The 23,465-nt window shown below is 72.5% G+C and carries 27 protein-coding genes and 1 pseudogene; 14 read left to right on the top strand and 14 right to left on the bottom strand.

Going from position 1 to position 23,465, the window contains the following annotated elements; translation table 11 throughout:
- Positions 1-110: 110 nt before the first annotated feature.
- Complete coding sequence (locus ACIRQ9_RS08770; protein WP_404168627.1) at positions 111-608, bottom strand: DUF6233 domain-containing protein; 498 nt, start codon at positions 606-608, stop codon at positions 111-113.
- A 226-nt stretch (positions 609-834) separates the two neighbouring features.
- On the opposite strand from ACIRQ9_RS08770, the gene ACIRQ9_RS08765 reads away from it, so the two are divergent.
- On the top strand, positions 835-1,212 hold the full coding sequence (locus ACIRQ9_RS08765) for an STAS domain-containing protein (protein WP_404168624.1): 378 nt from the start codon (positions 835-837) through the stop codon (positions 1,210-1,212).
- A 45-nt stretch (positions 1,213-1,257) separates the two neighbouring features.
- Here the strand turns inward: ACIRQ9_RS08765 and ACIRQ9_RS08760 are convergent, their stop codons facing one another.
- On the bottom strand, positions 1,258-1,929 hold the full coding sequence (locus tag ACIRQ9_RS08760; RefSeq protein ID WP_404168621.1) for a hypothetical protein: 672 nt from the start codon (positions 1,927-1,929) through the stop codon (positions 1,258-1,260).
- 172 nt (positions 1,930-2,101) lie between these two features.
- Between ACIRQ9_RS08760 and ACIRQ9_RS08755 the strand changes: the two genes are divergently transcribed.
- From ACIRQ9_RS08755 to ACIRQ9_RS08745, 3 genes are all read left to right on the top strand, one after another.
- Positions 2,102-3,310, top strand: a complete 1,209-nt coding sequence (locus ACIRQ9_RS08755) for a HupE/UreJ family protein (RefSeq protein ID WP_404168618.1) — start codon at positions 2,102-2,104, stop codon at positions 3,308-3,310.
- 155 nt (positions 3,311-3,465) lie between these two features.
- The gene (locus tag ACIRQ9_RS08750; protein WP_404168615.1) at positions 3,466-5,445 is read left to right on the top strand and encodes a fibronectin type III domain-containing protein; all 1,980 of its coding nucleotides are present in this window, start codon (positions 3,466-3,468) and stop codon (positions 5,443-5,445) included.
- A 145-nt stretch (positions 5,446-5,590) separates the two neighbouring features.
- The gene (locus ACIRQ9_RS08745) at positions 5,591-6,670 is read left to right on the top strand and encodes a WxL protein peptidoglycan domain-containing protein (RefSeq protein ID WP_404168612.1); all 1,080 of its coding nucleotides are present in this window, start codon (positions 5,591-5,593) and stop codon (positions 6,668-6,670) included.
- Between the two features lie 57 nt (positions 6,671-6,727).
- Here ACIRQ9_RS08745 and ACIRQ9_RS08740 read toward each other — a convergent pair whose 3' ends face one another.
- Entirely contained in the window at positions 6,728-7,159 is a 432-nt protein-coding gene (locus tag ACIRQ9_RS08740; protein WP_404168609.1) for a hypothetical protein, read from the bottom strand.
- A 110-nt stretch (positions 7,160-7,269) separates the two neighbouring features.
- Between ACIRQ9_RS08740 and ACIRQ9_RS08735 the strand changes: the two genes are divergently transcribed.
- From ACIRQ9_RS08735 to ACIRQ9_RS08720, 4 genes are all read left to right on the top strand, one after another.
- Positions 7,270-7,959 (top strand): DUF899 domain-containing protein, encoded by a 690-nt coding sequence (locus ACIRQ9_RS08735; RefSeq protein ID WP_404168994.1) that lies wholly within the window; start codon positions 7,270-7,272, stop codon positions 7,957-7,959.
- 224 nt (positions 7,960-8,183) lie between these two features.
- Positions 8,184-8,507 carry a hypothetical protein gene (locus tag ACIRQ9_RS08730; protein ID WP_404168606.1) on the top strand — a complete coding sequence of 108 codons (324 nt, stop codon included), beginning with the start codon at positions 8,184-8,186 and terminating at the stop codon, positions 8,505-8,507.
- 175 nt (positions 8,508-8,682) lie between these two features.
- Positions 8,683-9,072: a VOC family protein gene (locus tag ACIRQ9_RS08725; RefSeq protein WP_404168604.1), complete on the top strand. Its 390-nt coding sequence runs from the start codon at positions 8,683-8,685 to the stop codon at positions 9,070-9,072.
- Between the two features lie 133 nt (positions 9,073-9,205).
- Entirely contained in the window at positions 9,206-9,868 is a 663-nt protein-coding gene (locus ACIRQ9_RS08720) for a hypothetical protein (protein WP_404168601.1), read from the top strand.
- 298 nt (positions 9,869-10,166) lie between these two features.
- Here the strand turns inward: ACIRQ9_RS08720 and ACIRQ9_RS08715 are convergent, their stop codons facing one another.
- The 3 genes from ACIRQ9_RS08715 to ACIRQ9_RS08705 all read right to left on the bottom strand — a co-directional run bounded on the left by ACIRQ9_RS08715 (position 10,167) and on the right by ACIRQ9_RS08705 (position 13,298).
- Positions 10,167-10,883 carry a hypothetical protein gene (locus ACIRQ9_RS08715; protein ID WP_404168598.1) on the bottom strand — a complete coding sequence of 239 codons (717 nt, stop codon included), beginning with the start codon at positions 10,881-10,883 and terminating at the stop codon, positions 10,167-10,169.
- Positions 10,884-11,037: 154 nt separating this feature from the next.
- Positions 11,038-12,054, bottom strand: a complete 1,017-nt coding sequence (locus ACIRQ9_RS08710; protein WP_404168595.1) for an SDR family NAD(P)-dependent oxidoreductase — start codon at positions 12,052-12,054, stop codon at positions 11,038-11,040.
- Between the two features lie 287 nt (positions 12,055-12,341).
- Positions 12,342-13,298: a helix-turn-helix transcriptional regulator gene (locus tag ACIRQ9_RS08705; protein WP_404168592.1), complete on the bottom strand. Its 957-nt coding sequence runs from the start codon at positions 13,296-13,298 to the stop codon at positions 12,342-12,344.
- Between the two features lie 193 nt (positions 13,299-13,491).
- On the opposite strand from ACIRQ9_RS08705, the gene ACIRQ9_RS08700 reads away from it, so the two are divergent.
- The 6 genes from ACIRQ9_RS08700 to ACIRQ9_RS08675 all read left to right on the top strand — a co-directional run bounded on the left by ACIRQ9_RS08700 (position 13,492) and on the right by ACIRQ9_RS08675 (position 17,412).
- A complete protein-coding gene (locus tag ACIRQ9_RS08700) occupies positions 13,492-13,803 on the top strand; it encodes an ANTAR domain-containing protein (RefSeq protein ID WP_404168589.1) in 312 nt (103 codons plus the stop codon).
- A 157-nt stretch (positions 13,804-13,960) separates the two neighbouring features.
- The gene (locus tag ACIRQ9_RS08695; RefSeq protein WP_404168586.1) at positions 13,961-14,641 is read left to right on the top strand and encodes a HemK2/MTQ2 family protein methyltransferase; all 681 of its coding nucleotides are present in this window, start codon (positions 13,961-13,963) and stop codon (positions 14,639-14,641) included.
- Complete coding sequence (locus tag ACIRQ9_RS08690; RefSeq protein ID WP_404168583.1) at positions 14,625-14,864, top strand: CDGSH iron-sulfur domain-containing protein; 240 nt, start codon at positions 14,625-14,627, stop codon at positions 14,862-14,864. The genes ACIRQ9_RS08695 and ACIRQ9_RS08690 overlap by 17 nt, the downstream gene beginning before the upstream one ends.
- Positions 14,861-15,880: an iron-containing redox enzyme family protein gene (locus ACIRQ9_RS08685; protein ID WP_404168580.1), complete on the top strand. Its 1,020-nt coding sequence runs from the start codon at positions 14,861-14,863 to the stop codon at positions 15,878-15,880. The genes ACIRQ9_RS08690 and ACIRQ9_RS08685 overlap by 4 nt, the downstream gene beginning before the upstream one ends.
- 357 nt (positions 15,881-16,237) lie before the next feature.
- The gene (locus ACIRQ9_RS08680) at positions 16,238-17,050 is read left to right on the top strand and encodes a SigB/SigF/SigG family RNA polymerase sigma factor (RefSeq protein WP_404168577.1); all 813 of its coding nucleotides are present in this window, start codon (positions 16,238-16,240) and stop codon (positions 17,048-17,050) included.
- A gap of 62 nt (positions 17,051-17,112) precedes the next feature.
- The gene (locus tag ACIRQ9_RS08675) at positions 17,113-17,412 is read left to right on the top strand and encodes a DUF5133 domain-containing protein (protein WP_404168575.1); all 300 of its coding nucleotides are present in this window, start codon (positions 17,113-17,115) and stop codon (positions 17,410-17,412) included.
- A 24-nt stretch (positions 17,413-17,436) separates the two neighbouring features.
- Here the strand turns inward: ACIRQ9_RS08675 and ACIRQ9_RS08670 are convergent, their stop codons facing one another.
- From ACIRQ9_RS08670 to ACIRQ9_RS08635, 8 genes and pseudogenes are all read right to left on the bottom strand, one after another.
- Positions 17,437-18,153 carry a glycosyltransferase gene (locus ACIRQ9_RS08670; protein WP_404168572.1) on the bottom strand — a complete coding sequence of 239 codons (717 nt, stop codon included), beginning with the start codon at positions 18,151-18,153 and terminating at the stop codon, positions 17,437-17,439.
- The gene (locus ACIRQ9_RS08665) at positions 18,150-18,767 is read right to left on the bottom strand and encodes an SAM-dependent methyltransferase (protein ID WP_404168569.1); all 618 of its coding nucleotides are present in this window, start codon (positions 18,765-18,767) and stop codon (positions 18,150-18,152) included. Before ACIRQ9_RS08665 ends, ACIRQ9_RS08670 begins: the two co-directional genes overlap by 4 nt.
- The gene (locus tag ACIRQ9_RS08660) at positions 18,764-19,546 is read right to left on the bottom strand and encodes a PIG-L deacetylase family protein (protein WP_404168566.1); all 783 of its coding nucleotides are present in this window, start codon (positions 19,544-19,546) and stop codon (positions 18,764-18,766) included. Before ACIRQ9_RS08660 ends, ACIRQ9_RS08665 begins: the two co-directional genes overlap by 4 nt.
- On the bottom strand, positions 19,543-20,589 hold the full coding sequence (locus ACIRQ9_RS08655; RefSeq protein WP_404168564.1) for an acyl-CoA dehydrogenase: 1,047 nt from the start codon (positions 20,587-20,589) through the stop codon (positions 19,543-19,545). Before ACIRQ9_RS08655 ends, ACIRQ9_RS08660 begins: the two co-directional genes overlap by 4 nt.
- A gap of 480 nt (positions 20,590-21,069) precedes the next feature.
- A complete protein-coding gene (locus ACIRQ9_RS08650) occupies positions 21,070-21,336 on the bottom strand; it encodes a DUF4235 domain-containing protein (protein WP_404168561.1) in 267 nt (88 codons plus the stop codon).
- 5 nt (positions 21,337-21,341) lie between these two features.
- Complete coding sequence (locus ACIRQ9_RS08645) at positions 21,342-21,764, bottom strand: DUF3618 domain-containing protein (RefSeq protein ID WP_404168558.1); 423 nt, start codon at positions 21,762-21,764, stop codon at positions 21,342-21,344.
- Entirely contained in the window at positions 21,761-22,207 is a 447-nt protein-coding gene (locus ACIRQ9_RS08640; protein WP_404168555.1) for a phage holin family protein, read from the bottom strand. Before ACIRQ9_RS08640 ends, ACIRQ9_RS08645 begins: the two co-directional genes overlap by 4 nt.
- Positions 22,204-23,388, bottom strand: a pseudogene (locus ACIRQ9_RS08635) (YihY/virulence factor BrkB family protein). Before ACIRQ9_RS08635 ends, ACIRQ9_RS08640 begins: the two are co-directional and overlap by 4 nt.
- Positions 23,389-23,465 lie beyond the last annotated feature (77 nt).

Raw genomic sequence — 23,465 nt, 5'->3', positions numbered from 1 at the left:
CGCCGGTCGATTCCGTTCCGGGCGCCCAGACCGGATCCTGCCCAGCGACATCGGGAACGGCCACAAACGTTGCCGAGTCGGCAAAAGCTCGGCTCCGCCGGCCGCCCCGGTCATGCGAGGTCGATGCCCAGCTCGGTGTCCGGTCGGCAGGAGCGGCAGGCGGCGAAGCCCCGGGGATCGTTGACGAGCACATGGCGGGCGAGGTCGGCGTCGATGGGCTTGCTGCCCGTGAATCCCCTGTCGCACCTGCTGGTGTGGATGGGCGCGGGCTTCGTGGCACTGGTGGGCCGTTCGACGATGAAGCGGGTCGGTCGTCGACCACCGGCCTCACGACGAACGGGGGCCGGAGGCCGCTTGGGTGCGGAGGGCGCGGACGGCGTGGATGCCGGAGATGCCGGAGTTGTTGGAGATGCTGGAGATGCTGGAGATGTCACTCTCGGCCCGGAGGGCGCGGTGCGGCGGGTGCCGTCGGCGTGGGTGATCGCGGCCAGGACGGCGCTGCGTTGCAGGCGCAGATAGGTGGCGACGGTGTCGGTGTCGGCGATCTGCCGGTCGAGGTGCGCCAGGATCGCGCGAAGGCGCGGTGGATCCGGAGGCAACTCGTTCATGCGTTCGATTCTACGGCCTGCGGCGCGCACCGGAACCAGGGCGGTCACCTGCGGTCCTGTGAGGCGAGATCCTGGCCGCGCCGCTGCCCGGCCCCGCCGGATCGCGAGGTGGCGCGGTGGCCGGGACCGGTGCGGAACCGGAGCCGCCGGGCAGGTGGTGGATCCGGTTCCGCGGCCTTCCGCGGCTCTCTCGCGCAGGCGCCGTCGGCACGCCATACTCACCGGCATGAATTCCGTCAGTGGTGGTGAAGAGAGGCCGCCGGAGCCGGGCACGGCACCCGGTGGAACGCTGCCGCGCCTCGTCCAGCGCGAGCAGGGCGGGGCCTGGGTGGTGGCCGCCGTCGGCGCGTTCGACCTGAACTCGACGCCCACATTGGCGGCGGCACTGGAGGCCGGCGCCCGCACGCACGCGCGGGTGGTGCTGGACGCGACCGGCCTGACCTTCGCGGATTCGACCGTGCTGAACCTGCTGCTGCACTTCCACCGCACGGCCGTGCTGCGGGTGGCCGGTCCCGCGCCGCAGCTGGCGCGGGTGCTTGAGCTGACGGGAGCGGACGCCGTCCTGGACGTCCGGCCGACGCTGGAGGAGGCACTGGCCGACTGACCTGCCCGCCTGGGACCGGCGCTCGCGTGGCCGTCGTCCGCCGGGTCAGTGCAGGTCGAGCCAGACGACGATCCCGGTGAGGTCGGACAGCACCGCGGCGACGCCGGCGCGGACGGCGGCGGCGCAGCGGGCGGCGGTGAAGCTCGACGGGTCGTACGTGGAGGACATGCCCAGGCCCTCGCCGCGGAAGGACGCGCCCGACCAGTCCACCGAGGTCACGTTGGCGGTCGGCTCCGCCAGCTCCGCGCCCACCACCAGGAATCGCTGGGACAGGCGGCTCGGGGTGACCGTGGCCAGCGGGTCGATCAGGTCGTTCCCGGCGCCGACGATCAGATCGGCGCCCATCCCCAGCGACTCGGTGACCTTCGGCAGCAGCTCGGACGGGTGCGCGGCGGTCACGGTCCGCAGGTCCACGTGCTCCTCCTCCGCCCACGACCGGACCGCCGTCACCAGGGTCCTGGTGGGGCGGTCCTCGCCCGAGGTGAGCAGCACCACCCGGTAGCCCTCGGGGGGATGGACGCCGTCCCAGGAGCCCGGCCGCGGAGTGACGGTCGCCTCCGGCGTCGGCGGTGCGGAGGGGTCGGTGAAGCCCGCGCCGAGCGTGCCCACGGGGGTCGGGCTCGCGTGGGGGCGCGACCAGTCGTCTCCGGAGCCGCAGCCGGTGACCAGGGTGACGGCCGCGGCCAGGGCGGCCACGGCGCCGAGCGGGGTGCGCAACGGGATCGTCCTCCAAGAGGTGACTGCTGGTGCGAGGACATAGTCATATGGGCGGACCCGACGGAGAGGGCCGAAAGGGGGTGGTCGAACGGCTGTTCTTCCATGATTCGCCATCGGTGCGGCCTGAGTTCACCCATCGCATGGAGCGTGCTCGGGCAACCGAAGGAGCTACATGTCACAGCACGCCCGCCGGGTCGTCGTCATGGCCCTCGCAGCGGTGATCGCACTGTTCGGCGCCGTCCGCCCCGCACTCGCCCACGGGTTCACGTCCACCGCGTACGTCCAGGTCGCCGCCGGCGACGAGGGCCGGATCCGGACAACCCTGGACCTCGAGTACGACCTCTACGTGGTGTCCGCCGCCGACACCCAGCACGACGACTCCCTCTTCCGTCAGGGTGACGCCGCCTTCGAGGACGGGGACACCCCGGGCCAGGCCGCCGCCCTGAACGGTCACTCCCGCGCCGCCGTCGACTACGTCACGGGCCGGTTCACCGTCGACTCGGACGGACGCGCCTGCACCCCGTCCCGGCAGGGCGGATTCACCCTGCGCCGGCAGGAGGGTGTGCCCTACGCCCGGCTCGTCCTCGACTGGGACTGCGCCGGGCGCGGCACCGACGCCGTGCTGCGCAGCGGCCTGTTCCCCGACGGCGAGGGCTACGTCCGCGACACGAAGACGATCATCACCTACGAGCTGGAGGGCCGGTCGGGCAGCGCCGCGCTGGACGCCGCGCACCCGTCCTTCTCGCTCGGCCAGGCCTGGTACGCACGGTTCTGGGAGTTCTTCCGCCTCGGCGCGGAGCATCTGCTCGGCGGCATCGACCACATCCTGTTCCTGCTGGCGCTGATCGCCGGGTCGCGGCGGCTGCGCGAGATCGTGCTGGCCGCCACCAGCTTCACCCTGGCGCACTCGGTGACCTTCCTGCTCGCCGCGCTCGGCGTGGTCGACGTACCGGGCCGGGTCGTCGAACCGGTCATCGCCCTGTCGATCGCCGTGGTGGCGGCCTGGTACCTGTGGCGGTTGTGGCGCGGGCACGGCCGGGCCGCCGATGTCGAGGCGGTGGCGCCGGGACGGCTCGGACTGGACCGGGCCGGCTGGGTGCGGCTCGGCGTCGTGTTCTGCTTCGGCCTGGTGCACGGACTCGGCTTCGCGGGCGCGCTCGGCATTCACGAGGCCTGGTCGTGGACGCTGCTGTGGTCGCTGCTGGTGTTCAACGTCGGTATCGAAGCGGTGCAGTTGGGCATCATCGTGATCGTCTTCCCGCTGCTGGCGCTGGTGCGCCGCCAATCCCCCGCGGCCGGGCTCTGGCTGACCGGAGCCGTTTCGGCGGGCGTCGCGGTGATGGGCGCGATCTGGTTCGTCCAGCGTCTCGCGGGTGTCTGAGCGGGGACGGAAGGGCCGGGGTCACGGCCTGTCCGGCGTCTTGGGGACCTGGGAAGTTCAGTGCGTCCCAAGATCGCATTTACGAGCGGTTTACCAAGCGAAGAGAAGTTCTTGACGTCCATTTATGCACTCCGTGCACCAAAGGAACGTAATCGATGAGATCAAGACCCTCCCCGCAGGCCTCCGGGCCTGCGCGGCGCCGCGTGGCCTCCGGGGCCGCGGCGGCATTCCTGGGTGTGGCCGTGGCTCTCGGCAACGGCCTGGCGACTCCCGCCGCTGCCGCCGAGTCCACCACGCTCAGCGGCGTCATCCTCGGTGTCGGCGCGAACGAGGCGCAGCGCACCGTGACCTGGTACTCCTCGGCGGACACCGCCCAGCAGGTGCAGTTGGTCCCGACCGCGCGGCTCGTGAACGGCGCGTTCCCGGCCGACGCGACGCGCTTTGACGCCGTCGGCGGCGCCAACATCGCCACCAGCGGCGGCTACAACCGCCACGCCACCGTCACCGGCCTCATGGAGCACACCGCGTACTCCTACCGGGTCGGCTCCGAGGGCAACTGGTCGACCACGTACGCCTTCAAGACGCAGGACTTCGAGGGCGACTACGACTTCCTGTTCTACGGCGACCCGCAGATCGGCTCCTCCGGCAACACCGCCAAGGACCAGGCCGGCTGGCAGGACACCCTCGACGTGTCGCTCGGCGCCAACCCCGACGCCGAACTGCTGGTGTCCGGCGGCGACCAGGTCGAGACCGCCAACACCGAGTCCCAGTGGAACGCCTTCCTGGCGCCCGACAAGCTCCGCCAGTACCCGTGGGCCGCCACCATCGGCAACCACGACGTCGGCGGCAAGGCGTACGAGCAGCACCTGTACACGCCGAACACCGACCGCACGGCCCCGTACTACTCCAACGGGAACCCGGCGTCGAACACCTCCGGCGGCGACTACTGGTACATCTACAAGGACGTGCTGTTCATCGACCTGAACAGCAACAGCTACGCCACGTCCCAGGGCGGCGGCGGTGACGCGGCGCACGTCGACTACGTCACCGACGTCATCAACAAGCACGGCTCCGAGGCCAAGTGGAAGGTCCTCGTCTACCACCACGCGATCTACTCGCCGGCCTCGCACGCCAAGGACGGCGACAACAAGGTCCGCCGTACGGACTTCCCGACGACGTTCTCCAAGCTCGGCGTGGACCTGGTGCTCCAGGGCCACGACCACAGCTATTCCCGTAGCTACCTGATCAAGAACGGTCAGAAGGAGAACCCGGACGAGCAGCCCGGTGCCGCGGACGTGTACCCCGGTCCCGGCGGTGTGCTGTACGTGACGTCGAACTCGGCCTCCGGCTCGAAGTACTACGACATCACCAAGCCCGACAGCAGCGGCACGAGCGGTGCCGGCAACGGCGCCGACCCGCTCAACCCGGACAGCTACTGGTACAACTCGGTCCAGAATCAGGAGCACGTCCGCAGCTACGTGAAGGTCGGCGTCCGCAAGGACAGGCTGGTCGTCGAGAACCTGCGCAGCGGCACCTGCGAGGCGCCCAACGCCTCGGTGGAGCTCGGCCAGGTCTCCTGCACCAACACCGCCGAGGGCAAGCCGGTCGGCTCGGTCGTCGACAAGGTCACCGTCCACCCGTACCACGGCGACTCCCAGGACCTCCAGGTCGACGTCCCGGACGCGCCTCCCGGCGAGTTCGGCTGGACCATCGACGGCTACAACGGCCTGGTGGATCTCGGCACCGCCAAGGACCACGACGGCGAGTACTTCCAGGCGGCCGGCCAGATCAACCCGATCCTGGTCTCCGACAGCCGTCGCTCCCAGGCCCCGTGGTCGGTCTCGGCCGGCGTCAGCGACTTCAAGGACGCCGACAAGACTTTCTCCGGCGCCTACCTCGGCTGGACGCCGAACCTGCTCCAGGCCGGTGCCGGCGCCAAGGCCAGCGGCTCGGTGGCCTCCGGCTACGACGACAACGGCCAGGGTCTGTCCGTCTCGCGCGGTCTCGCCTGGGCCGAGCAGGGCCACGCCAAGGGCAAGGCCAAGCTCGGCGCTGACCTGGACCTGAAGATCCCGGACAGCGTCAACAAGGGCACCTACCGCGCCACGCTCACGCTCACCGCGCTGAGCAGCTGACCCGGTAGCGGTACCCGTGGGGGCGGTCACCGCCGGTGCCCGCCCCCACCTCCGCCCCCTTGCCCCCGTCACGCCCGGCCCCCGTCCGGCGCGTTCCGATCCCGCCGCCCGACACGGCCCGCCCACCGCCGCCCGAGGACCCCAGATGCACGCGCCCACTCCGCGCCGGACCACCACCGCCGCCACCCTGCTCCGCACCGCCCTGCTCGCCCTGCTCGCCACGCTCGTCGTCACCGGCCCGCTGACCGTCCCCGCCGCGGCGGCGGGCGGCGACGTCACCTGGACCGTCCGGACGGCGTCCAACGGCTACGGCTCCGACCGCTCCAGCTTCGCCTACGGCGTCAACCCCGGCGGCCGGATCGAGGACGCGATGGTCGTCGCCAACCGCGGCACGCAGCCGCTCACCCTCGCGGTGTACGCGGCCGACGGCTACACCACCGACACCGGCCGGCTCGACCTGCTCACCCGGGACAGGAAGTCCGTGGGCGTGGGCGCCTGGGTGCACGCCGACCGGACGAACGTCGAGGTCGCGCCCGGCCGGACGGTCCGCGTCCCGTTCAGCGTCACCGTCCCCGCCAACGCCACCCCGGGCGACTACGTGGGCGGCCTCCTCACCTCCCTCAAGCAGGCCGACGACGCCGCAGGCATCAACGTGGACCGCCGCCTCGGCATCCGCGTGAAGCTGCGGGTCAGCGGCGCGCTCCGGCCCCGGCTCGCCGTCGAGGACCTCGCGATCGACCACCACGGCACCGCCAACCCGTTCGCCTCCGGCGGGGCGACCGTGACCTACACGGTCCACAACACAGGCAACGCCGTTCTGTCGGCCCGCCAGGGCGTGGCGCTGAGCGGGCCGTTCGGCTGGCTGAAGGCGAAGGCCGGTGCCGTCGCCGCACCGCCCGAGCTGCTGCCGGGGGAGCGCTGGAAGGTGACGGTGCCGGTGCACGACGTGACCCCGGCGTTCCGCCTCACCGCGACGGTGACCCTCACCCCGCTGCTCACCGACGCGTCGGGCTCGGTCTCCCCGCTTGCACCCGTCCGCGCCACCGCAGGCAGCTGGGCCGTGCCCTGGACCCTGCTGATCGCCGTCCTGGTCCTGGCGGCGGCCGGCACCACCTGGCTCCTGCTGGCCCGCCGAGCCCGCGCCCGCCGCGCGGAACGCGAGAACGCCCGCGTCCGGCAGGCGGTCCAGGAAGCCCTGCGAGCCCAGGAGACCCAAACCCACTGACCCCCCGCCCGGCGGACCTTGAGCATGCCGGGCCCGCCGGTCGGTGCCCCGCGTAGGTCAGGCCGGCGGAAGAGGGGTTGCCGGCCTGACGACCGTACGGTGCAAGGGGACCGCGAAGGCCACGACGAACAGGCCGAAGACGGTGAGGGGCACCAGCGGGAGCAACTGCGCGGGGTCGTCCCTCAGCCAGTGCCGGTTGCTCCACCAGTTCGCGCCGACGTCCACCACCATCACGGCACTCGCCAGCCAGACCCCCTGCCGCCGTACACCGCCCACCAGCACGGCGGTCAGCGGATCGAGGATCACCAGGCCGACGAAGAACACCTGCACCCGGACCTCGGGAATCGACGCGTAGACGTGGACGCCGCCACGGACCAGATCGGCGATGTGCGAACCGGTGCCCTCGGCGAAGCCGGTCAGGTACGCCACGAGAACCCACCGCGCCCACCACGGCTGTGCACCCCAGCGTTCCCGCAGCCCGGCTCCCACCCTGCCACCCTAGACGAGCAGCCGGGTCTGACCCCCGCGATGAGTTTCCGGGCGCGGGGGAGTCTGCCCTGTTGCCCAGCCCGACCGCGCACGAGATCTGTGAGGCAACCATGGCCGCCCACGCGCTACCACCCGTCGTCGACGCCACGACCTGGGAGAACCGGTTGGAGGCACTGCGAGCCAGGGAGAAGGCCGCGACCCGGGAGCTCGACGCCATCGCCGCCGAGCGTCGTCGGCTGCCGATGGTCGCGATGCCCGACTACACACTCGAAGGCGAGGACGGCCCCGTGCGGCTGGCGGACGTCTTCGACGGCCGCCGGCAGCTGATCGTCTACCACCACATGTGGTTCAGCGGCAAGGAGTGGCAGTGCCCGGGCTGCACGGGATTCACCTCCCAGTACACCCGCCTGGAATTCCTCGACGCCTACGACGCGCGCTTCGTCGTCGTCACCCAGGGCCCGATCAAGGAGGCGCTCGCCTACAAGGAGCGGGTCGGCAACCGCATGACGTGGTACTCGACGGCGAACAGCCCGTTCGGCGCGGACGTCGGCGCGCCCCCCGGCGGTGGCTTCGCCGTCAACGTGTTCCTGCGGGACGGCGACACCGTCTACCGCACCTGGCACACCGACGGCCGGGGCACCGAGCAGCTCAGCCACAGCTTCGCGCTGATCGACCTCCTGCCGTACGGGCGCCAGGAGGAGTGGCAGGACTCACCGGAGGGCTGGCCGCAGTCCCCGACCTACAGCCGGTGGGCGTCGTCCGAGACCATCGCCGCGGCCTACGGACCGCAGGCCGGCTGAGTGCCCCGCGCGAGCGCACGCGGTGCGCGGCGTCCGGGTGTGCACCCCGCTCATGTGGCCGTGTGCGCCGGGTGCCGTGCGTGCGCTCGCGCGACACCGTCGGCACGGCGCTCCGCTCTCCTCCCCGTGGGCGGTTTGGGGCCGCGCAGCGGTCCCTGCGGCACCGCGCCTCCCTGACGTACTCGGTGCAGTCGCACGACCGCACCGAGTGAAGGGAGGGAGGGATGCGTTCGACGTCCATGGGCCGCCTGGTGGCCCTCGCCTCGATGGCCGTTCTGCTGGCCGGCGGGGTGAGTGCCGGATCGGCCCAGGCGCAGTCCGCCGCTCAGGCACGGTATCCCGGTGGCCTCGTCACCTACGCGATCGAGTTCTCCAACCCGCAGGAGAAGGACGACAACGACCTGCCCGAACCCTACGGCCGGGTCTTCGTGACCGACGGCGGCCTCCGGGCGACCACCCTGTGGGAGCACCCGGACCTGGACATCAACACCCCCACCGTGCCCGGCCCGGACGGTGCCGTGACCGTCACGGTCTACCACGTCGGCTGATCCCGAACCCGGAGGCCCTGCCCCGTCACCGGAGCAGGGCCTCTCCTCCGTGTCCCGAGCGCTGACAGCTCCGCCGGACGGCGCCTAGGATCATGGGCACGGCATCGCGTGTCGGTCACCGACCGGGTGAGGCATGGAGGTGCCCGTGAGATTGCCTTGCGGAGGCATTCCACACATGTCAGTCGAGTTGAATCACACCATCGTCCACGCCCGGGACAACCGGGAATCGGCCGAGTTCCTGGCACACGTCCTGGCTCTGGAGGTCGGGACCGAGTGGGGCCCGTTCATTCCCGTGGCCACGGGCAACGGCGTCACCCTGGACTTCGCCGCCGTCCCGGCCGAGTCGATCGTCATGCAGCACTACGCGTTCCTCGTGTCCGACGCGGAGTTCGACGCGGCCTTCGACCGCATCCGGCAGGCCGGGATCACGTACTACGCCGATCCGCGGCTGCGGCAGCCGGGAGAGATCAACCACCACCACGGCGGGCGCGGCCTGTACTTCATGGATCCGGCAGGACACGGCATGGAGATCATCACACGGCCCTACGACAGCCACGAGCGGTAACCGCCGGGTTCACGAGGCGGCGGTGCGCCCGGCCGTATATTCCGTGCTGGGTGGGGCCCAAGACGTCCCGGCCTCGGCCACCGTCGCCTCGCGAAGGAGGGCCTGGCCGGGACCACGACGGAAAGGCCAACGCATGACGCGGATGCTGCGAGCGGGCTCCAGGCGCCCCCGGCTGTGTTTCGACGGCTGGATCGCGGGCCTCGGCACCGCCTCCGGAACCCGCGTCGTGCTGGGCCACTGGCCCCGGTCGCCGTTCGGCTCGTTCAGCGACGTGATGGTGGAACGAAGCGACGGAGAACGGCTGTTGTTCGCTCCGACCCGGCGAACGGCCGAGTTCGTCGGCGACACCTACAGCTTCGACACCGTACACGTGCTGCCGGTCGACGTGGCCGTCCTCGCCGGCACCTGGACGGTCACGGCCGGACCGCTCCGTCTGCGCTTCACCACCGGCCGCCGCACCCTCCCCGGCCATCTGCTGCGCGCCGTTCCCGGCCCACTGGCCCGCCGCCCGGCGTGGGCCGCGGTCACGGACGGCATCGCCCGCGCACTGCTGCCCGGGGTGCGGACCCGGGGCAGCGCGGGCGGAGGACGCAGGGAGTGGTACGGCGCGCGGGACCTGCTCTCGGTCCGTGACCTGTCGGGCACCTACGACGGCGAGGACCTGGGCGCTCTCGCACCGGTCGAGCCACCCGTCCGCTTCGGCTTCGGCTCGGTCCCGCACCGGCCCGCCCTCACCCGGGTGACCACCACCGTCGAGACGGAGCGGTCCGCCGCCTTCCCCGGAGCTGACGAGTGAGTCACGTACGACGCCGGCGGCGGTCACGACCACCTGATGCGATGTGCCACAGGACGAGGCGTTCGTGCGTGGACAGCACGACGTCGTCGGGGTCATGGCGGCATTCCACGGTGAGTGCCTCATTACGGTGAGTCCCTCATTCGTCCGTGACGGGACCACCGGACACACCGCCCTGATCGGCATCGGCATCGGCATCGGCATCGGCTTCGGCATCGGCGTCCTGGGGCTGATGCCCGGACGGGCTCCCCGTGGCGGCCGTCCGACGCCTTTGCGCCCTTCGGCGGGCGGCGCCGGAGGATCAGTGGAGGATGCTGACCGCGCGGGCGATCACCAGGAGCGAGGTCAGCAGCGCGGCCACACTCTGCACGCTCATCAGGACCTTGGCGCGCGAGGAGAGCGGCATGGTGTCCGTGGGGCTGAAGGCCGTGGAGTTGGTCACCGACACATAGAGGTAGTCCATCAGCGTGGGTACCCAGTCGGACGACCTGCTGGAGCCGTCCGAGACTTCCTGGACGGCGTCGTGGTTCTCGTCCTGCGAGAACCGGAAGTCCGCCAACGGCAGTGCTTCGCGCGGCACTTGGGTCCGGCTGACCGGACCGCCACGGTCCAGCTCCCAGTAGGCCAGACCGAAGACGAGGATGTTGGTCAGCCAGATCTGCAGCGAGGCCACCAACAGCCCTGTGCCGTCCTTGACTTCGGCGGTGACCAGTTCGTGGATCAGAGTGCCCAGCGCGAGCAGGTTGCTCGCCGCGATCACGGCCACCAGCGTGAGCGACACGACCCGCAACGCCCGCGTCTGCCGGGTGAGCCGCCGTGGATTGACCGCGATGAGCGGGACGAGCAGCAGGAACTCCAGGGCGGGCAGCACGAAACGGGGCGCGACCAGGAGCTGCTGAGGGAGGAAGAGGTACAGCGCGATGGCGGTGAGGGTCGCGGCCACCCCGGGCAGCCGGGCCTCTCCCCGCCGTTCGTGCCGCGGATGCCGGTAACGGGCGTCCTCACGTGCTCGCGGCATGACGCGTACTCCACCCTGGCCTCTACGGCCCGCTGTTCCCGACTGACCTGTGATCCAGTTGTCCAGTCGCGCGCGTCTCATGCATACGTCGGCGTCCCGCGCGCACACTCCGCTCGCGGGACGCGTCGCCACCCCCGGTACCCGCCCTCAGGTGTCAGGCCCGGCGGCGCTCCGCGGCGACGCGGTGCCGTTCGTTGTAGGCGCGGGCCGCCCGGTCGTTCAGCGCACTGCCCGCGGACCGCAGGCGCTCCCCGAGCGTGCGCGGCGCGGCCGGTTCCACGTCGATGCCCGGACTCAGCTCCGGGTCACCCGCCGCGGCGGGCAGCAGCGCGGTCGCCGCGCGGCCGAGCCGTGTCGTGAGCACCGGGGCGAGGCCGTGGGCCTTGTCGGCCACGCGGGCGGCCGGGGTGAGGACCAGACGGAGGCGGCGGCGCTGAACGGCCGTGACGATGCGCTCCGCCGCACGGCGCGCGTCCATCGACACCAGCGGGGTGCCCGCGAGAGCGGAGAACCACGCGAACTCGCGTCGCCGGTCCCCGCCGAACTCGGCGTGCAGATGCGAGCCGGTGCGCATCAGTCCCGGATGCACCGCGGTCACGGACACACCGTCCCGGGCGGCCTCCTCCTGGAGTCCTTCGGCCAGGGCTCCCACGGCGGCCTTCGCGCACGAGTACGGCAGCAGATGCGGAACCGCGAGCAGGCCGCCGACCGAGCCGATGAGAGCGAGCCTCCCGCCGGCGGTGCTCTCGCGCAGGTGGGGAAGGGCTTCGAGGCTCGTGTGGAGCGCTCCGTCGAAGATGGTGGCCATCGCGTCGCCGAACCCGGCCGTGCCGACGGTTTCGGCCGGGGCGACCTGGATGATGCCCGCGTTGGCGATGACGACGTCCACGCTTCCGCAGGCCGCCGCGGTCCGCCGGAACAGCTCGGCGACGGCCCGCTCGTCGCGCACGTCGGTCACGGCGGTGCGGACGGTGCCGGCCGGATGGCGCCGCCGCAGCAGCCCGTCGGCCCGTTCGAGTTCGGCGGCGTCCCGCGCGGCGAGCGTGACACGACAGCCGCGGCGCATCAGTTCGTCGGCGACGAGGAGGCCGAGCCCCCGGGAGCCGCCGGTGACCACGGCGGACAGACCGTCGAGAGGTCCGGATGCGTACGAGGGCGATCCTGTCGGCATGACACTGTCTCCTTGTCCTTCGAGGAGCGCTCCCCGGCCTGCGAGCGGATCGTCCGCGCTCGGTGGAGTACGCCCTGACCAGGGCCGTCGCGCGTCGGACGACTGCCGTCCGGAAACCTGGCCTGTCCGGGGCGAGTGTCCGTCGGGCGTGGCGGGAAACGCCCGACGGGCCGGCGGAAAGCGGCGCGACGGGGCCGCGCCCGCGGTGTGTGCACCGGGCTCGGGTGTACGTCGGAGAGGGGTCCGCCCCGACCCTGACCGCGTTCCGGCGTCCCGAGCCCGGCAGTTCAGTCGCGCAGGGTGTCGGCCGGACCGGTTCCGTAGGCGTCACGGTAGAGGGAGGCGAAGCGGCCGGGGTGGGCGAAGCCCCAGCGGGCGGCTACGGCGGCCACGGTGACCCCGCTGTGCGGATCGGCCGCGACGAGGTCCCGGTGCGCCTGTGCCAGCCGCACCTTGCGCAGGTGGGCCATCGGCGTGGTGTCCAGATGCCTGCGGAAGGCGTACTGGAGGGTGCGGATCGTGACGTGGACGGCGGCCGCCATGTCGGCGACGGTGATCGGCTGGTCGGCGTGGTCCTCGATGTAGGCGATGGCCCGCCTCAGGGTCGCCGGGTGGGCGTCGCCGCGGTCCTGGGCCGTGGGACCGGTCCCGGCGGTGCTCGGGAAGGCGGCGAGGACGTTGGCGGCCAGCAGTTGGCCGGCGGCCGAGACGACGAGGGGTTCCGCCGCGGTGTCCGGGTCGGCGAGGACATGGTCGCGCACGTAGAAGATGGTGGCCTTCAGCCGGTCGCCGGCGGCCCGCGACCGGGGCCGGTGCCCGGTCAGCCGCACCCGCTCGGCAGGGCGCGGATCGGAGGAGGCGGCCACCTGGTCCAGCAGACCGGGGTCGAGCATCGTGATGTTGTAGCGGGCGGTGCAGATGCGTCCCGCGTACGGCAGGTCGTCCGGCGCGAACAGGACGGTGTCGCCGGGGACGAAGGAATCCCGGACGCCGTGGAAGGCGTGGTCCTGGACGGTTCCCTCGTGCACGACGCACAGGCAGATCCGGCCGAGCGGATTGACCGAGTACGACATCTCGAAGTCGAGGTCGATCTCGTCCACGCTGAAGGAACTCGCCGCTTCGCGGCGCACGCGCGCGGTACTCGCGGCGGGAGTCGTGCTCCCGATACGCATCCTCGCGTAGGCACGCGAAAGGAACTCCTCGGTTTCGCCGAGGTCGTCGCTCTCGAACGTCAGCGAGTCCATGCCGTCATCATGCCAGCGCCGTGACCTCGACCCGGAGGCGGTCACCGCGAGACCTCCGCACCGAGGAGGTCGTGTTTCGTTTTCTGGACAGGAATGAGGCGACCTTGCGTTCCTGGTCCCTCTCCGCGGGGCTCGTGCGGGCAGCAATAAGGAAAACGCCGTACCGCGGCCCGATCGAGGAGCCCTCACGACGATGTCCGACGACGCGGAGCGCCGTACCTTCGCGGCGCTCCAGGCAGAGATCGCCCAACTCCGGCACGCCGTCACCGCCCACGCGACGGTCGACCAGGCCGTGGGCGTGGTGATCGCCCACAGCGGAGTGACCCCCGAGACGGCCCGGGAGATCCTCCGGGACGTCGCGCACCGCACCGACACCAAGCTCCGGGAGGTCGCGGAGCACATCAGGCAGTGGCCGCACTGCGGGTGGCTTCCGGAAGAGGTGCGCACCGCCCTGACCGCCGCGGTCCACGCGAGAGTCGAGGGCCCCTCCGGCACCGGGACCTGACCGGCGCGCACAGGCAGCCCACCCGGCGAATCGGGAGCTGTGCGGCAAAAAGGGTTTCCGGCCCGGGCGGACGGAAACCCGGACCGCGATCCTGACCACCGACGAATTCCGTCCCGACCGCACGGCCCGTGCGAACGGGCCGGCTGAGGAGGGCATCGTGACCGCCGACTTCCTGGCCCCTCCACGGCCGCTCCACTGCTGGGTACCCGGCGGTGTCTACGCGCCGCAGACCGACACCCGCCTGCTGCGACGGGCGCTGCGCAGGGAGCACATCACGAGCGAGACCGACGTCCTGGACCTGGGCACCGGAAGCGGCATGCTCGCCATGGAGGCGGCCCGGCTCGGCGGCCGGGTCACCGCGGTCGACATCTCCTGGCGTGCCGTCGCCGTCACATGGCTCAACGCCCTGCTCAACGGCGAACGCCTGCGCGTGCGGCACGGGGACCTGGCGACGGGCCTGCCCGGCGGCCGCCGCTTCGACCTGGTGATCGCCAACCCGCCCTACGTGCCCGCACCGGACGGAGTGCCCTGCCGGGGAGCCGCCCGGGCGTGGGACGCCGGTACGGACGGACGCGCCCTGATCGACCGCATCTGCGACGCGGCACCGAGGATCCTGCGGCCCAGGGGAACGCTGCTGATCGTGCACTCGCACCTGTGCGGCACCGGCACCACGCTCGCCCGGCTGACGGCGGCCGGCCTCCGCGCCCGCGTCGTCGACCGGGCGCGCCTGCCCTTCGGACAGGTCCTGCGCTCCCGCCTCGACTGGCTGCGCGCACATGGCCTGGCCCACGACGGCACGACGGAGGAACTGGTGGTGATCCGTGCCGAACACACCTGAGCGCCCCTGCCGCATCCGCGTCCAGCGCGACGGTCCGCTCCTCGTCGAAGGCCCGGTCGAGGTCGTGGGCGAGGACGGCGAGGTGACCGCGTCGAAGCGGTTCGCCGTCGCCGTCTGCACCTGCCGCCGCAGCCGGATCTTCCCCTGGTGCGACACCAGCCACCGCTGCCGCGGCGAGCGACCGCGAGAAGGCGGATTGCCCCGGGAAGGCGGCGCCGCATGACCCGTAGCTCCGCACCACCCCTGCCGGCCCCCCGCGGCCCGCTCTCCTCAGCCGTACTCGACGCCCTGCGCGGTGCCGACCCGACGGCCGTTCCGTCCCCGGCGCGCTCCTCGCCGTACGGAGACGATCTCCAGCTCGCGCTCTACGCCCTCTACGAACTGCACTACCGGGGCTTCGACGGCGTACCCGACGACCTGGAATGGGACAGCGGACTGCTGGCCGTCCGCCGAGCGCTGGAGGACCGCTTCCTTTGCGCGCTCCGCGCCGACGTGCCGGTCGACACCGACGCCGACACCGCCGAGCGGGCCCTCGACGAGCTCCAGACCGAACCGGCCACCGATCCCGGAGACAGCGTCTCGCACCACCTCCAGGCGGAAGGCTCCCTCCGGCACCTGAGGGAGTACGCCGCGCTGCGCTCGCTCTACCACCTCAAGGAGGCCGATCCGCACGCCTGGGTGATCCCGCGGCTGCGCGGACGCGCCAAGGCGGCCATGGTCGCCATCGAGTACGACGAGTTCGGCGCCGGACGCGCCGACGAGATCCACGCGGAACTCTTCGCCGCCCTCATGGCGGACCTCGGCCTGGACACGACCTACGGCCGGTACGTCGACGCCGCTCCCGCCGAAGCGCTCGCCACCGTCAACCTGATGTCCCTGCTCGGGCTGCATCGCTCGCTGCGGGCCGCCCTCGTCGGACACTTCGCCTGTGTGGAGGTGACCTCCTCGCCGGCCTCGCGCCGCCTCGCGGAGGCGATGCGACGCGCCGGCGCGGGCCCCGCGGCCGTACGGTTCTACACCGAGCACGTGGAGGCGGACGCCGTGCACGAGCAGGTCGTACGCCACGACGTCGTCGGCGGGCTGCTGGAGAGCGAACCGCGGCTCGACGCGGACGTCGTGTTCGGGATCCGTGCGACGACCTGGCTGGAGAACCGCCTGGCCGACCGGATCCTCGGCGCCTGGCGCGCGGGAGTCACGGCACTCCGCGAGCGGGAAGCCGTGACCGCCGCGCTTCCGTGAGGACCGGGTCAAAGGCAACGAGCCCCGCCACGACGACGGGGCAGGGCGGACCTGGGTCGACGAATCCGTCGTCAGCCGGGCCGCCTGCCTGCTGGCCGCCCCCGCGTTGGCCGCCCACGCCGCGAGCCGGTCCGCCCCACCCCGCACGACGGAGTACCGGGTTTGCGGCCCATGACCGGGGGCAGACGGGTGGCCAGCGCTTCGGACCGGAGGCGCAAGCCCAGCGGGATCGTTTCCGAGCTGTCGGCGCCCTCCGGTGCCGCTGTCTCTCCGCTGCGGCAACTCCCCCCGAGAAGAAGTCAGGGGATTCCGGAACCGGGTTCCGGGTCCGCTGGGACCGTCCAGGAGCGATTCCGCATGTCGATCAACACCGCGCCCGGCCGCAGCACGCACGCCCCGTCCCGTCGCTCGCACGACGACGCCCCCGACACCGCCGCCCTGTTCGCCCGGCTCGCCGAACTCGGCGACGGCCCCGAGCGGGAGGCGCTGCGCGACGAACTGGTGGCCGCCTGGCTGCCGATGGCGCACCGCATCGCGGGACGCTTCCGCGACCGCGGCGAGAACATCGAGGACCTGCGCCAGGTGGCCGCGCTCGGCCTGGTCAAGGCCGTCGACCGTTTCGACCCCTCGCGCGGTGCCTTCGAGAGCTATGCGGTGCCCACCATCACCGGCGAGGTCAAGCGGCACTTCCGCGACCGGATGTGGGCGCTGCGGGTCCCGCGCCGGGTGCAGGAGTACCGCAACCGGGTCCGGGTCGCCCGCCGTGAACTGACCGAGAACCCCGGCAGCCCCGAGCCGACCGTCGCCGACCTGGCCGCCCACACCGGCCTGACCGAGGACGAGGTCAGCGCCGGGCTGGAGGCCTTGGAGAGCTTCAGCACCCTGTCCCTGGACGCCGAACTCTCCGCAGGCGACGACGACGGCTACAGCCTCGCCGACACCTTCGGCGACTCCGACGGCTCTTTCGACACCGTCATCGACCGGGAGGCGGCGAAGCAGGGGCTGCGCCGGCTGCCCGAACGAGAGCGCGCCATCCTCTACATGCGCTTCTTCGAGGACATGACGCAGAGCCGGATCGCGGAGAGCCTCGGCCTCTCCCAGATGCACGTCTCCCGCCTCATCACGCGCAGCTGCGCCCGCGTCCGCGCCGAGGCCCTCGGCGGGCAGTGACGCCTCAGCGCCGTCCGCCCGCCTATTCCACCGCCCGCCACCTCGTCCCAGGAGCCCATCCCATGCTCATGCCTCACCCCGCGACCCTGCGCAGCCTCCTCGACGCATACGAGTCGCTCGTCACCGCGGAGACGTCCCCCGAGGACACCGCTTCCGAGGCGCGTCGCCAGGACCTGGCCTACACGCTCTGCGTGTCCACCGGCACGCGGGAGATAGCGCAGGCGCTGCAGGTCGCCCACGCCTACCTCGATCCCGCGCCCGGCAGCACGACGCAGGCCGTCGTCATCCCGCCACCGCCGGCCGTGGCACGGCAGTCGCCGCGGCCCTCGCACCGGTCCGAGAGCGAACTGCGCCCAGTCTGAGCAAGCGCCCCACCCGGCCCGTCCCTAGGGTGGGCCCGTCTCCAGGGCCAGGGCCGCGAGCCGGTCGCCGAACCCTCCGGGGGCCCGCGGGCGCAGTCGCCCCGACGTGCCGACCGGGCATTCGGCGGTGCGCAGGACCCGGTGCCCCCCGGCGCCGAGCGCCGCGACGAGACCGTGATCCTCGCCCACCGGGAGCGGAGGGAAGCCGCCGACGGCCCCGTAGGCCTCGGCGGCCACACCCAGGTTCGCGCCGTGCACGTGGGGGTGGTGCCAGGGGCCGCGGGCCGGGCGGGACGCGGTGTAGAGAAGCTGGTGGCGGGCGGCCAGGCAGGCGCGCCGGCGAGGCCAGTGGGTGACGGTGACCGTTCCCACGACCGCCTCCCACCCCTCACCGGCGCGTGCGTACTGGAAGGCGAGCCACTCGGCCGGGACGACGCTGTCGGCGTCGGTCGAGGCGAACCACACTCCCGCCGGGCCGTCCAGGATCTCCAGGGCGCGCTGTGCCGCCGCGGACCGTGCCACGCCCACGTTCCGGTCCTCGACCTCGACGACGAGGGCACCCGCGCGGGCGGCCGCCCCGACCGTGCCGTCCGCGCAGCTGTCCGCGCCGACCACGGTGATCGTCCGCACCCGTCGCAGGGCGGGGTGCAGGGCGGCGGCGCGGATCGCCTCCAGGGCTCGGGGGAGCCGCTTCTCCTCGTCGTGGGCGGGGAGGAGGACGGCCAGCGCGCGAGGCCTCACACCAGACCTTCCGCAGCGGCGGGGGAGCAGGGGGCGGAGCCGTCGTCCCGGCGGCGCCCGAACGTCTGCAGAGTGAAGTCCTCCTCGCGGTGTTCGCACGAGAGGGCGAGTTCCGGCACGTTCCGGAGGATCACGGCGAGTTCGTCGCCGGTGCGCAGATGCTCGGGGACGGTGTGATTCCAGTGCACGGCGACCAGGGTGCCGCCCGCCTCCAGCGAACGGACGGTGAGCCCGAGCACGGTGTCCAGTTCCTCGCTGTCGAAGTAGTACAACAGCTCGGACAGGACGATCAGATCGAAGGTGCCCGACGGCCACTGCGCGGGGACGGCGAGGTGGCGGACGTCGACGTGGGCCAGGTCCTCGGTCCTGCGGGCCGCGGTCCGCGCCGCCGACCGGACACGGTCGCAGGCGACCAGACGGTCACAGCGTTCGGCCAGTCGCACGGTCAACTCGCCGACGGAGCAGGCGGGTTCGAAAGCCCGCCGGTAGCGCGGGCGGGGGAGGGCGGCGAGGGTGAGGCCGTACTTGCGCTGCTCGTACCAGCGTTCGCCGAGGTGCCAGGGGTCGGACGCCTCGCGGTACATGGTCTCGAAGTACGAGGGCGGGGTGCTCACTGGAACAGGACCTCCATGGGGCGAAGGTGGTGGGCGAGTTCCTCGGGCGGGAGGATCGCCGCCTCGTCGGCTCCGGGTCCGAGCGGCCGGATCTGCGTGGCGAACCGGTCGACGGCCGCCCGCTTCAGCGCCCTGACGTGCGGCGGGAGTTCGAGGCGACGGGCTGTGTGCCAGGGGATCCGCGGGTCTCCCGGCACGGCCCAGTGCCACATCCAGACCGGGTACAGGGCACAGGAGGTGCCCGTGCGGCGGGCAGCCGTCACGGCCGCCCGTCCGGCCGCCTCGTGGTCGCTGTGCACGTCACCGGTCCAGGGCGCGGCGACCAGGTCCGCGGCGCGCAGGTGCGGTGCGAGGGCGGCCACGACCTGTGCCTCGTGCCGGGCCACACCGGTGTCCGGCACGTGAAGGCGGACCACCCGGGCGCGGGCCGCGCCCAGTTCGTCGAGAGCGCACCGGAGTTCGCGCGCTCGTAGTCGTGCGAGGGCGGAGGGTGTCACGATCCGGCTGCGGGGGTGCGAGCCCTCGCCGTCCGTGATCGAGACGATCGTCAGCTCCACGTCCTGCTGCGCGAGGAGGGCGATCGCGCCGCCGAAGCCGAGTATCTCGTCGTCGGGGTGTGCGGCCACCACGACGACCCGGCCGCGGGTCGGCAGGCGGACGTCCGGCATCGACTCCCACCCTCCCCAGCGGCGCCAGTCCGACTCGTCGGTCCCGGGTTCCTGGATCGGGTTCGCCGCGCCCGAGGCGGCCGGGCCGGCGGATGCGAAGTGCCGGCTCATCGGGAGTCCTGCGGGCGGGCGAGAACGGCGCCGAGTTCGGCGAGGTCGCGTTCGCCGTGGTGCTGGCGCAGATAGACGGTGAGGTCGGCCACGTTGCGGGCGTGACGAAGGTCGTGGCACAGGGGCCCGGCCCCGGTGGCCCGGCCGACCCGTGTGAGGACCTCCGTGCAGACCGACTCGACGAAGGCCCGCACGCGCAGGCTGCGTACCCGTGCGTCGCCGGTACGGTCCGTCGGGTCCGCGTCGATGTCGGCGGCCGCCTGTCGCAGAACCGCCGCGGCGGCGTGCAACTGGATGTCGACAGCTCCCAGGTGGGCGTCCGCGTGGGGGTCGGGCCGTCGGGTTGCGGCGCGCCGGAGGGTACGGGCGACGGCGACGGCTCCGCCGTACCAGCAGGCCGCGACTCCTATCCCGCCGTGCTGGAAGCCGGGCCGGCGAACATAGGCTTCGGTCTCTCCGACGGCGGTCGCGGGTACCCGGTCGAATCGCACGCCTGGCGTGTCGCTGCCGGCCATGCCGACCGCCTGCCAGCTGCCCTCGACCGGCACGCAGGAGCGTGGGTCGACGGCGACGGCGAAAAGCCGTCGTCCGTCCGCCACCCGGGCGGTGACCAGGGCGTGGGTGCAGCTGCGCGCTCCTGAGCAGTACGGTTTCACGCCGTCGAGCGTCCATCCGGTGCCGGAGCGAGAAGCCTCCAGGGTCGTGCCGGGCGGCTCCGCGGCCCACACCCCCCAGCGCTGACCGGCCCGCGGCGCCGGCCCGCCGAGTTCGGCGAGGATGGCCAGAGCGTCGACATGTCCCTCGACCAGGCGCGCCAGGCACAGATCCTCCTCGGCGATCGTCTGCAGGGCCGCCAGGCGGACCGCGGTCCGCCCCGACCCGGGCACGGGGAACTCCATCGTGCCGGCGTCGAGCGATCCGACCACGGCGGCGAACCGGTCGGAGGCCTCCGTGCGGGCCTCCTCCGGCGTGATTCCGTCGTACGGTGCGGTACCCGGCTGCTCTTCGGCGGAGAGGCGAGGCGACAACGTTCTACCCGTCATGTGCGGTGTCCTTGCTCCGGGGGCGGTGCGGCTTGGTCCCGGCTCTGGTTTCGGGGCGGATTTCCGGCGAGGCCGGACGTCCTCAGGCCACTGCTGCGGACGCTGCGGCCTCGGGCAGGAGGCGGTGGGCCGCGAGGACGAACCCGACGGCCCGTCGTGCGCACGGCGTCCCGGCTGCCCGGTGAACCGCTCCCCGGGTTTCCTGCCACGCTCTTCTCATGCGTCACCGTGTTCACCGCACGGGGTGACGGGTCGCCGTCGGTCACAGGCTGTGTCCGCGCCCGAGCGTCCGCGGTGAGCGAAGGCGCGGAAGAGGGCCGGGGGAGGGCGGGGAGAAGAGGGCCGGGGGAGGGCGGGGAGCGGACGGCGCCGGACGGCGCCGGGCGGTGCCGGCGGGGGCCGCCCGTCAGGAAAAACACTTCGGCACCGGACGCGGGCGGAACGGCCTCCCGCGTCCGGTGCCGGGTCGCGGTGCGCGCGTCAGCCGGGCCAGGTGCCGGTGAGGCCGCGGACGCCGGTGGCACCGCCACGGGCGACGGCCGCCTTGACCACCGCGAAGACGGCGCCCTGGAGTGCTGCCGCGGTCAGTACCTCGTTCCAGGACCGGTACTCGTCGGTGGCCTTGGGAGCGTCCTCGTCGTGGCCGAGCACCTTCCACGTCTGCCGGAACAGTGCTCCCGCGATCAGGCCGCCGGCCACACCGAGAGCCAGCCCCACCGGCTTGTAAGCGATCTTCGACGCCTTCACTCCGCTCACCTCTTACGGCGGAGGATCGCCCACAGCACGACCGTGGTGGCCGCTATGGCCCACAGCACCTTGCGGTTGTCCTGGGCCAGCCGTGCGCCTTGAGCTGCCTTGTCGGTGACGGGGTCGGGCAGCCGGTCCTGGGCCTGGTGCGCGATGTCGGCGGCCTTGGCCTTGACCTGGTCGGCCTTCGCGGCGGCCTGTTCCTTCACCACGTGGGCCCGGTCCGCGGCCTGTTCCTTCACGGCGTGGGCCCGGTCCGCGGCCTGTTCCTTGACCTCGGCGCCCTTCTGCCGGGCGCGCGCCTTGACGTCGGCCTTCGCCGCGAGGGCCTCGACCGTCTCTCCGAGCTCGGTTCGGGTCTGCTCCACCTGCTCGCGGAGTTCCTCCGGGGTGGAAGCGGTGGGTTCGTCGTGGGGCGGCTGGGTCATCGGTGCGCACTCTCCTTGATCGTGGCCACGTCGGCCTTCACGTTTTCGACCGTCTGCTCGGGCGCGGGCGGTGCCGCCTGCCCGATCTGCTTCTTTCCGCTCCTGGCGAGCACCGCGGCGATCACGCCGAGTACGGCCGTGATGATCAGCCCGGCGGCCCAGACCGGCAGCACCACCGCGAGCGCGGCGATGACGGTGGCCACCAGCGCCTGGAGTGTCAGGAAGCCGACGACACCGGCGCCGCCGAACAGGCCGCCGCCTTTGCCGTAGTGCCTGCCCTTCTCCCTGATCTCCGCCTGCGCCAGCCTCAGTTCGCCGCGGACCAGCTCGGTCAGCTGCTGCGAGGCCCGCTGCACCAACTCGCCGACCGGCTCCTGGCCGGGGCTCTCCGTGCCCGGGCTCGTCGAGGCGTGCTGCGGCTCTGTGCTCGACACGGCGTTCACCTCCCGTTCCGTTCCCGCCCGCCCGGCCTGTCGTGCCCGGCGGTGTGACGATCGCGCGAGTACCCCGATCGGCCGGTTTCAGGACAGTCGTCGCCGGTCCTGTTCGCGGGGGAGAGCGCGGTCTCCTCCAGCCGGCGTACGTCGGCCTCGTCCCAGGTCCGGGTGGAACGGGGCTCGGCGTAGGGCTCCGTGTCGCGTGGCAGGCCGCCCGCGACGGCCCGTTGGCGCGCGGTCTCCGCGTCGAACTCCAGGCCCAGCAGGATGGCCAGGTTGCTGATCCACAGCCAGACGAGGAACACGACGACGCCCGCCATGGTCCCGTAGGTCTTGTTGTACGAGGCGAAGCCGGCGACGTAGAACCCGAATCCGGCGGAGGCCGTCAGCCAGATCAGCAGGGCGACGACACTGCCCGGCGTGATCCACCGGAACCCTCGGACCTTCGCGTTCGGGCTCGCCCAGTACAGGACGGCGATCATCAGCGTGACCAGGAGCACGAGCGCGGGCCACTTGGCGATCGACCACACCGTGAGCACGCCGTCGCCGAGCCCGAGGGTCGCGCCGACCCGGCGGGCGACGCCGCCGGTGAAGACCACGATCAGCGCACCTGCCGCCGCCATCACCATCAACGCCAGGGTGAGCAGGACGCGCAGGGGCAGGATCCTCCACAGCGAGCGGCCCTCCGGCATGTCGTAGACCGTGTTCGCGGCCCGGATGAACGCCGCGACGTATCCGGAGGCCGATCAGAGGGCCAGCACCAGACCGACGACCGCGATGACGGACCCGGCACCGGCCTTGCCCCGCAACTCCTCCACGGCCTCGGTCACGATGTCCCGCGCCGCTCCCGGCGCCGGCGGCCGCACCGTGCGCAGCACCGCGTCGACGGTCGACCCGCCCGCGAATCCCAGCAGCGAGACCACCACCAGCAGGCCCGGGAACAGCGACAGCACGCCGTAGTAGGTCAGAGCCGCGGCGCGGTCGGTCAGTTCGTCCGCCCCGAACTCGCGCACGGAGCCTTTGAGGACGGCGACCCAGGCGCGCTTCGGGAGTTTCGTCGGAGCGTCCGGCGCCCGCCGCTCCACATCGGCTCCGGGCCCCGCCTCCTCGGGCGTCGGTATCGCACGTTCCCCGTCCTCGCCGCTGTCCCGGTGTTCCGCCCGCCGTGCCCTGCGCAGCCTCTCCATGCGTGCCGGGTATCCCCCGGAAGCCCTCCTACGCCGCACCGCGGGAGACGTGACGCACCGTCAGCCCGCCGGGATGC

The organism is Streptomyces sp. NPDC101237 (assembly GCF_044767465.1).
Taxonomy (GTDB): domain Bacteria; phylum Actinomycetota; class Actinomycetes; order Streptomycetales; family Streptomycetaceae; genus Streptomyces; species Streptomyces gramineus.
Note: the sequence above shows the minus strand (reverse complement) of the source record. Positions and strands in the feature narration are given on the sequence as shown.

Excerpts from the sequence above, each read along its gene's own strand:
- ACIRQ9_RS08770 (WP_404168627.1), bottom strand. The coding sequence starts at position 608 with ATGAACGAGTTGCCTCCGGATCCACCGCGCCTTCGCGCGATCCTGGCG.
- ACIRQ9_RS08765 (WP_404168624.1), top strand. The coding sequence starts at position 835 with ATGAATTCCGTCAGTGGTGGTGAAGAGAGGCCGCCGGAGCCGGGCACG.
- ACIRQ9_RS08755 (WP_404168618.1), top strand. The coding sequence starts at position 2,102 with ATGTCACAGCACGCCCGCCGGGTCGTCGTCATGGCCCTCGCAGCGGTG.
- ACIRQ9_RS08750 (WP_404168615.1), top strand. The coding sequence starts at position 3,466 with ATGAGATCAAGACCCTCCCCGCAGGCCTCCGGGCCTGCGCGGCGCCGC.
- ACIRQ9_RS08745 (WP_404168612.1), top strand. The coding sequence starts at position 5,591 with ATGCACGCGCCCACTCCGCGCCGGACCACCACCGCCGCCACCCTGCTC.
- ACIRQ9_RS08735 (WP_404168994.1), top strand. The coding sequence starts at position 7,270 with ATGGCCGCCCACGCGCTACCACCCGTCGTCGACGCCACGACCTGGGAG.
- ACIRQ9_RS08730 (WP_404168606.1), top strand. The coding sequence starts at position 8,184 with ATGCGTTCGACGTCCATGGGCCGCCTGGTGGCCCTCGCCTCGATGGCC.
- ACIRQ9_RS08725 (WP_404168604.1), top strand. The coding sequence starts at position 8,683 with ATGTCAGTCGAGTTGAATCACACCATCGTCCACGCCCGGGACAACCGG.
- ACIRQ9_RS08720 (WP_404168601.1), top strand. The coding sequence starts at position 9,206 with ATGACGCGGATGCTGCGAGCGGGCTCCAGGCGCCCCCGGCTGTGTTTC.
- ACIRQ9_RS08715 (WP_404168598.1), bottom strand. The coding sequence starts at position 10,883 with ATGCCGCGAGCACGTGAGGACGCCCGTTACCGGCATCCGCGGCACGAA.
- ACIRQ9_RS08710 (WP_404168595.1), bottom strand. The coding sequence starts at position 12,054 with ATGCCGACAGGATCGCCCTCGTACGCATCCGGACCTCTCGACGGTCTG.
- ACIRQ9_RS08705 (WP_404168592.1), bottom strand. The coding sequence starts at position 13,298 with ATGGACTCGCTGACGTTCGAGAGCGACGACCTCGGCGAAACCGAGGAG.
- ACIRQ9_RS08700 (WP_404168589.1), top strand. The coding sequence starts at position 13,492 with ATGTCCGACGACGCGGAGCGCCGTACCTTCGCGGCGCTCCAGGCAGAG.
- ACIRQ9_RS08685 (WP_404168580.1), top strand. The coding sequence starts at position 14,861 with ATGACCCGTAGCTCCGCACCACCCCTGCCGGCCCCCCGCGGCCCGCTC.
- ACIRQ9_RS08680 (WP_404168577.1), top strand. The coding sequence starts at position 16,238 with ATGTCGATCAACACCGCGCCCGGCCGCAGCACGCACGCCCCGTCCCGT.
- ACIRQ9_RS08675 (WP_404168575.1), top strand. The coding sequence starts at position 17,113 with ATGCTCATGCCTCACCCCGCGACCCTGCGCAGCCTCCTCGACGCATAC.
- ACIRQ9_RS08660 (WP_404168566.1), bottom strand. The coding sequence starts at position 19,546 with ATGAGCCGGCACTTCGCATCCGCCGGCCCGGCCGCCTCGGGCGCGGCG.
- ACIRQ9_RS08655 (WP_404168564.1), bottom strand. The coding sequence starts at position 20,589 with ATGACGGGTAGAACGTTGTCGCCTCGCCTCTCCGCCGAAGAGCAGCCG.
- ACIRQ9_RS08645 (WP_404168558.1), bottom strand. The coding sequence starts at position 21,764 with ATGACCCAGCCGCCCCACGACGAACCCACCGCTTCCACCCCGGAGGAA.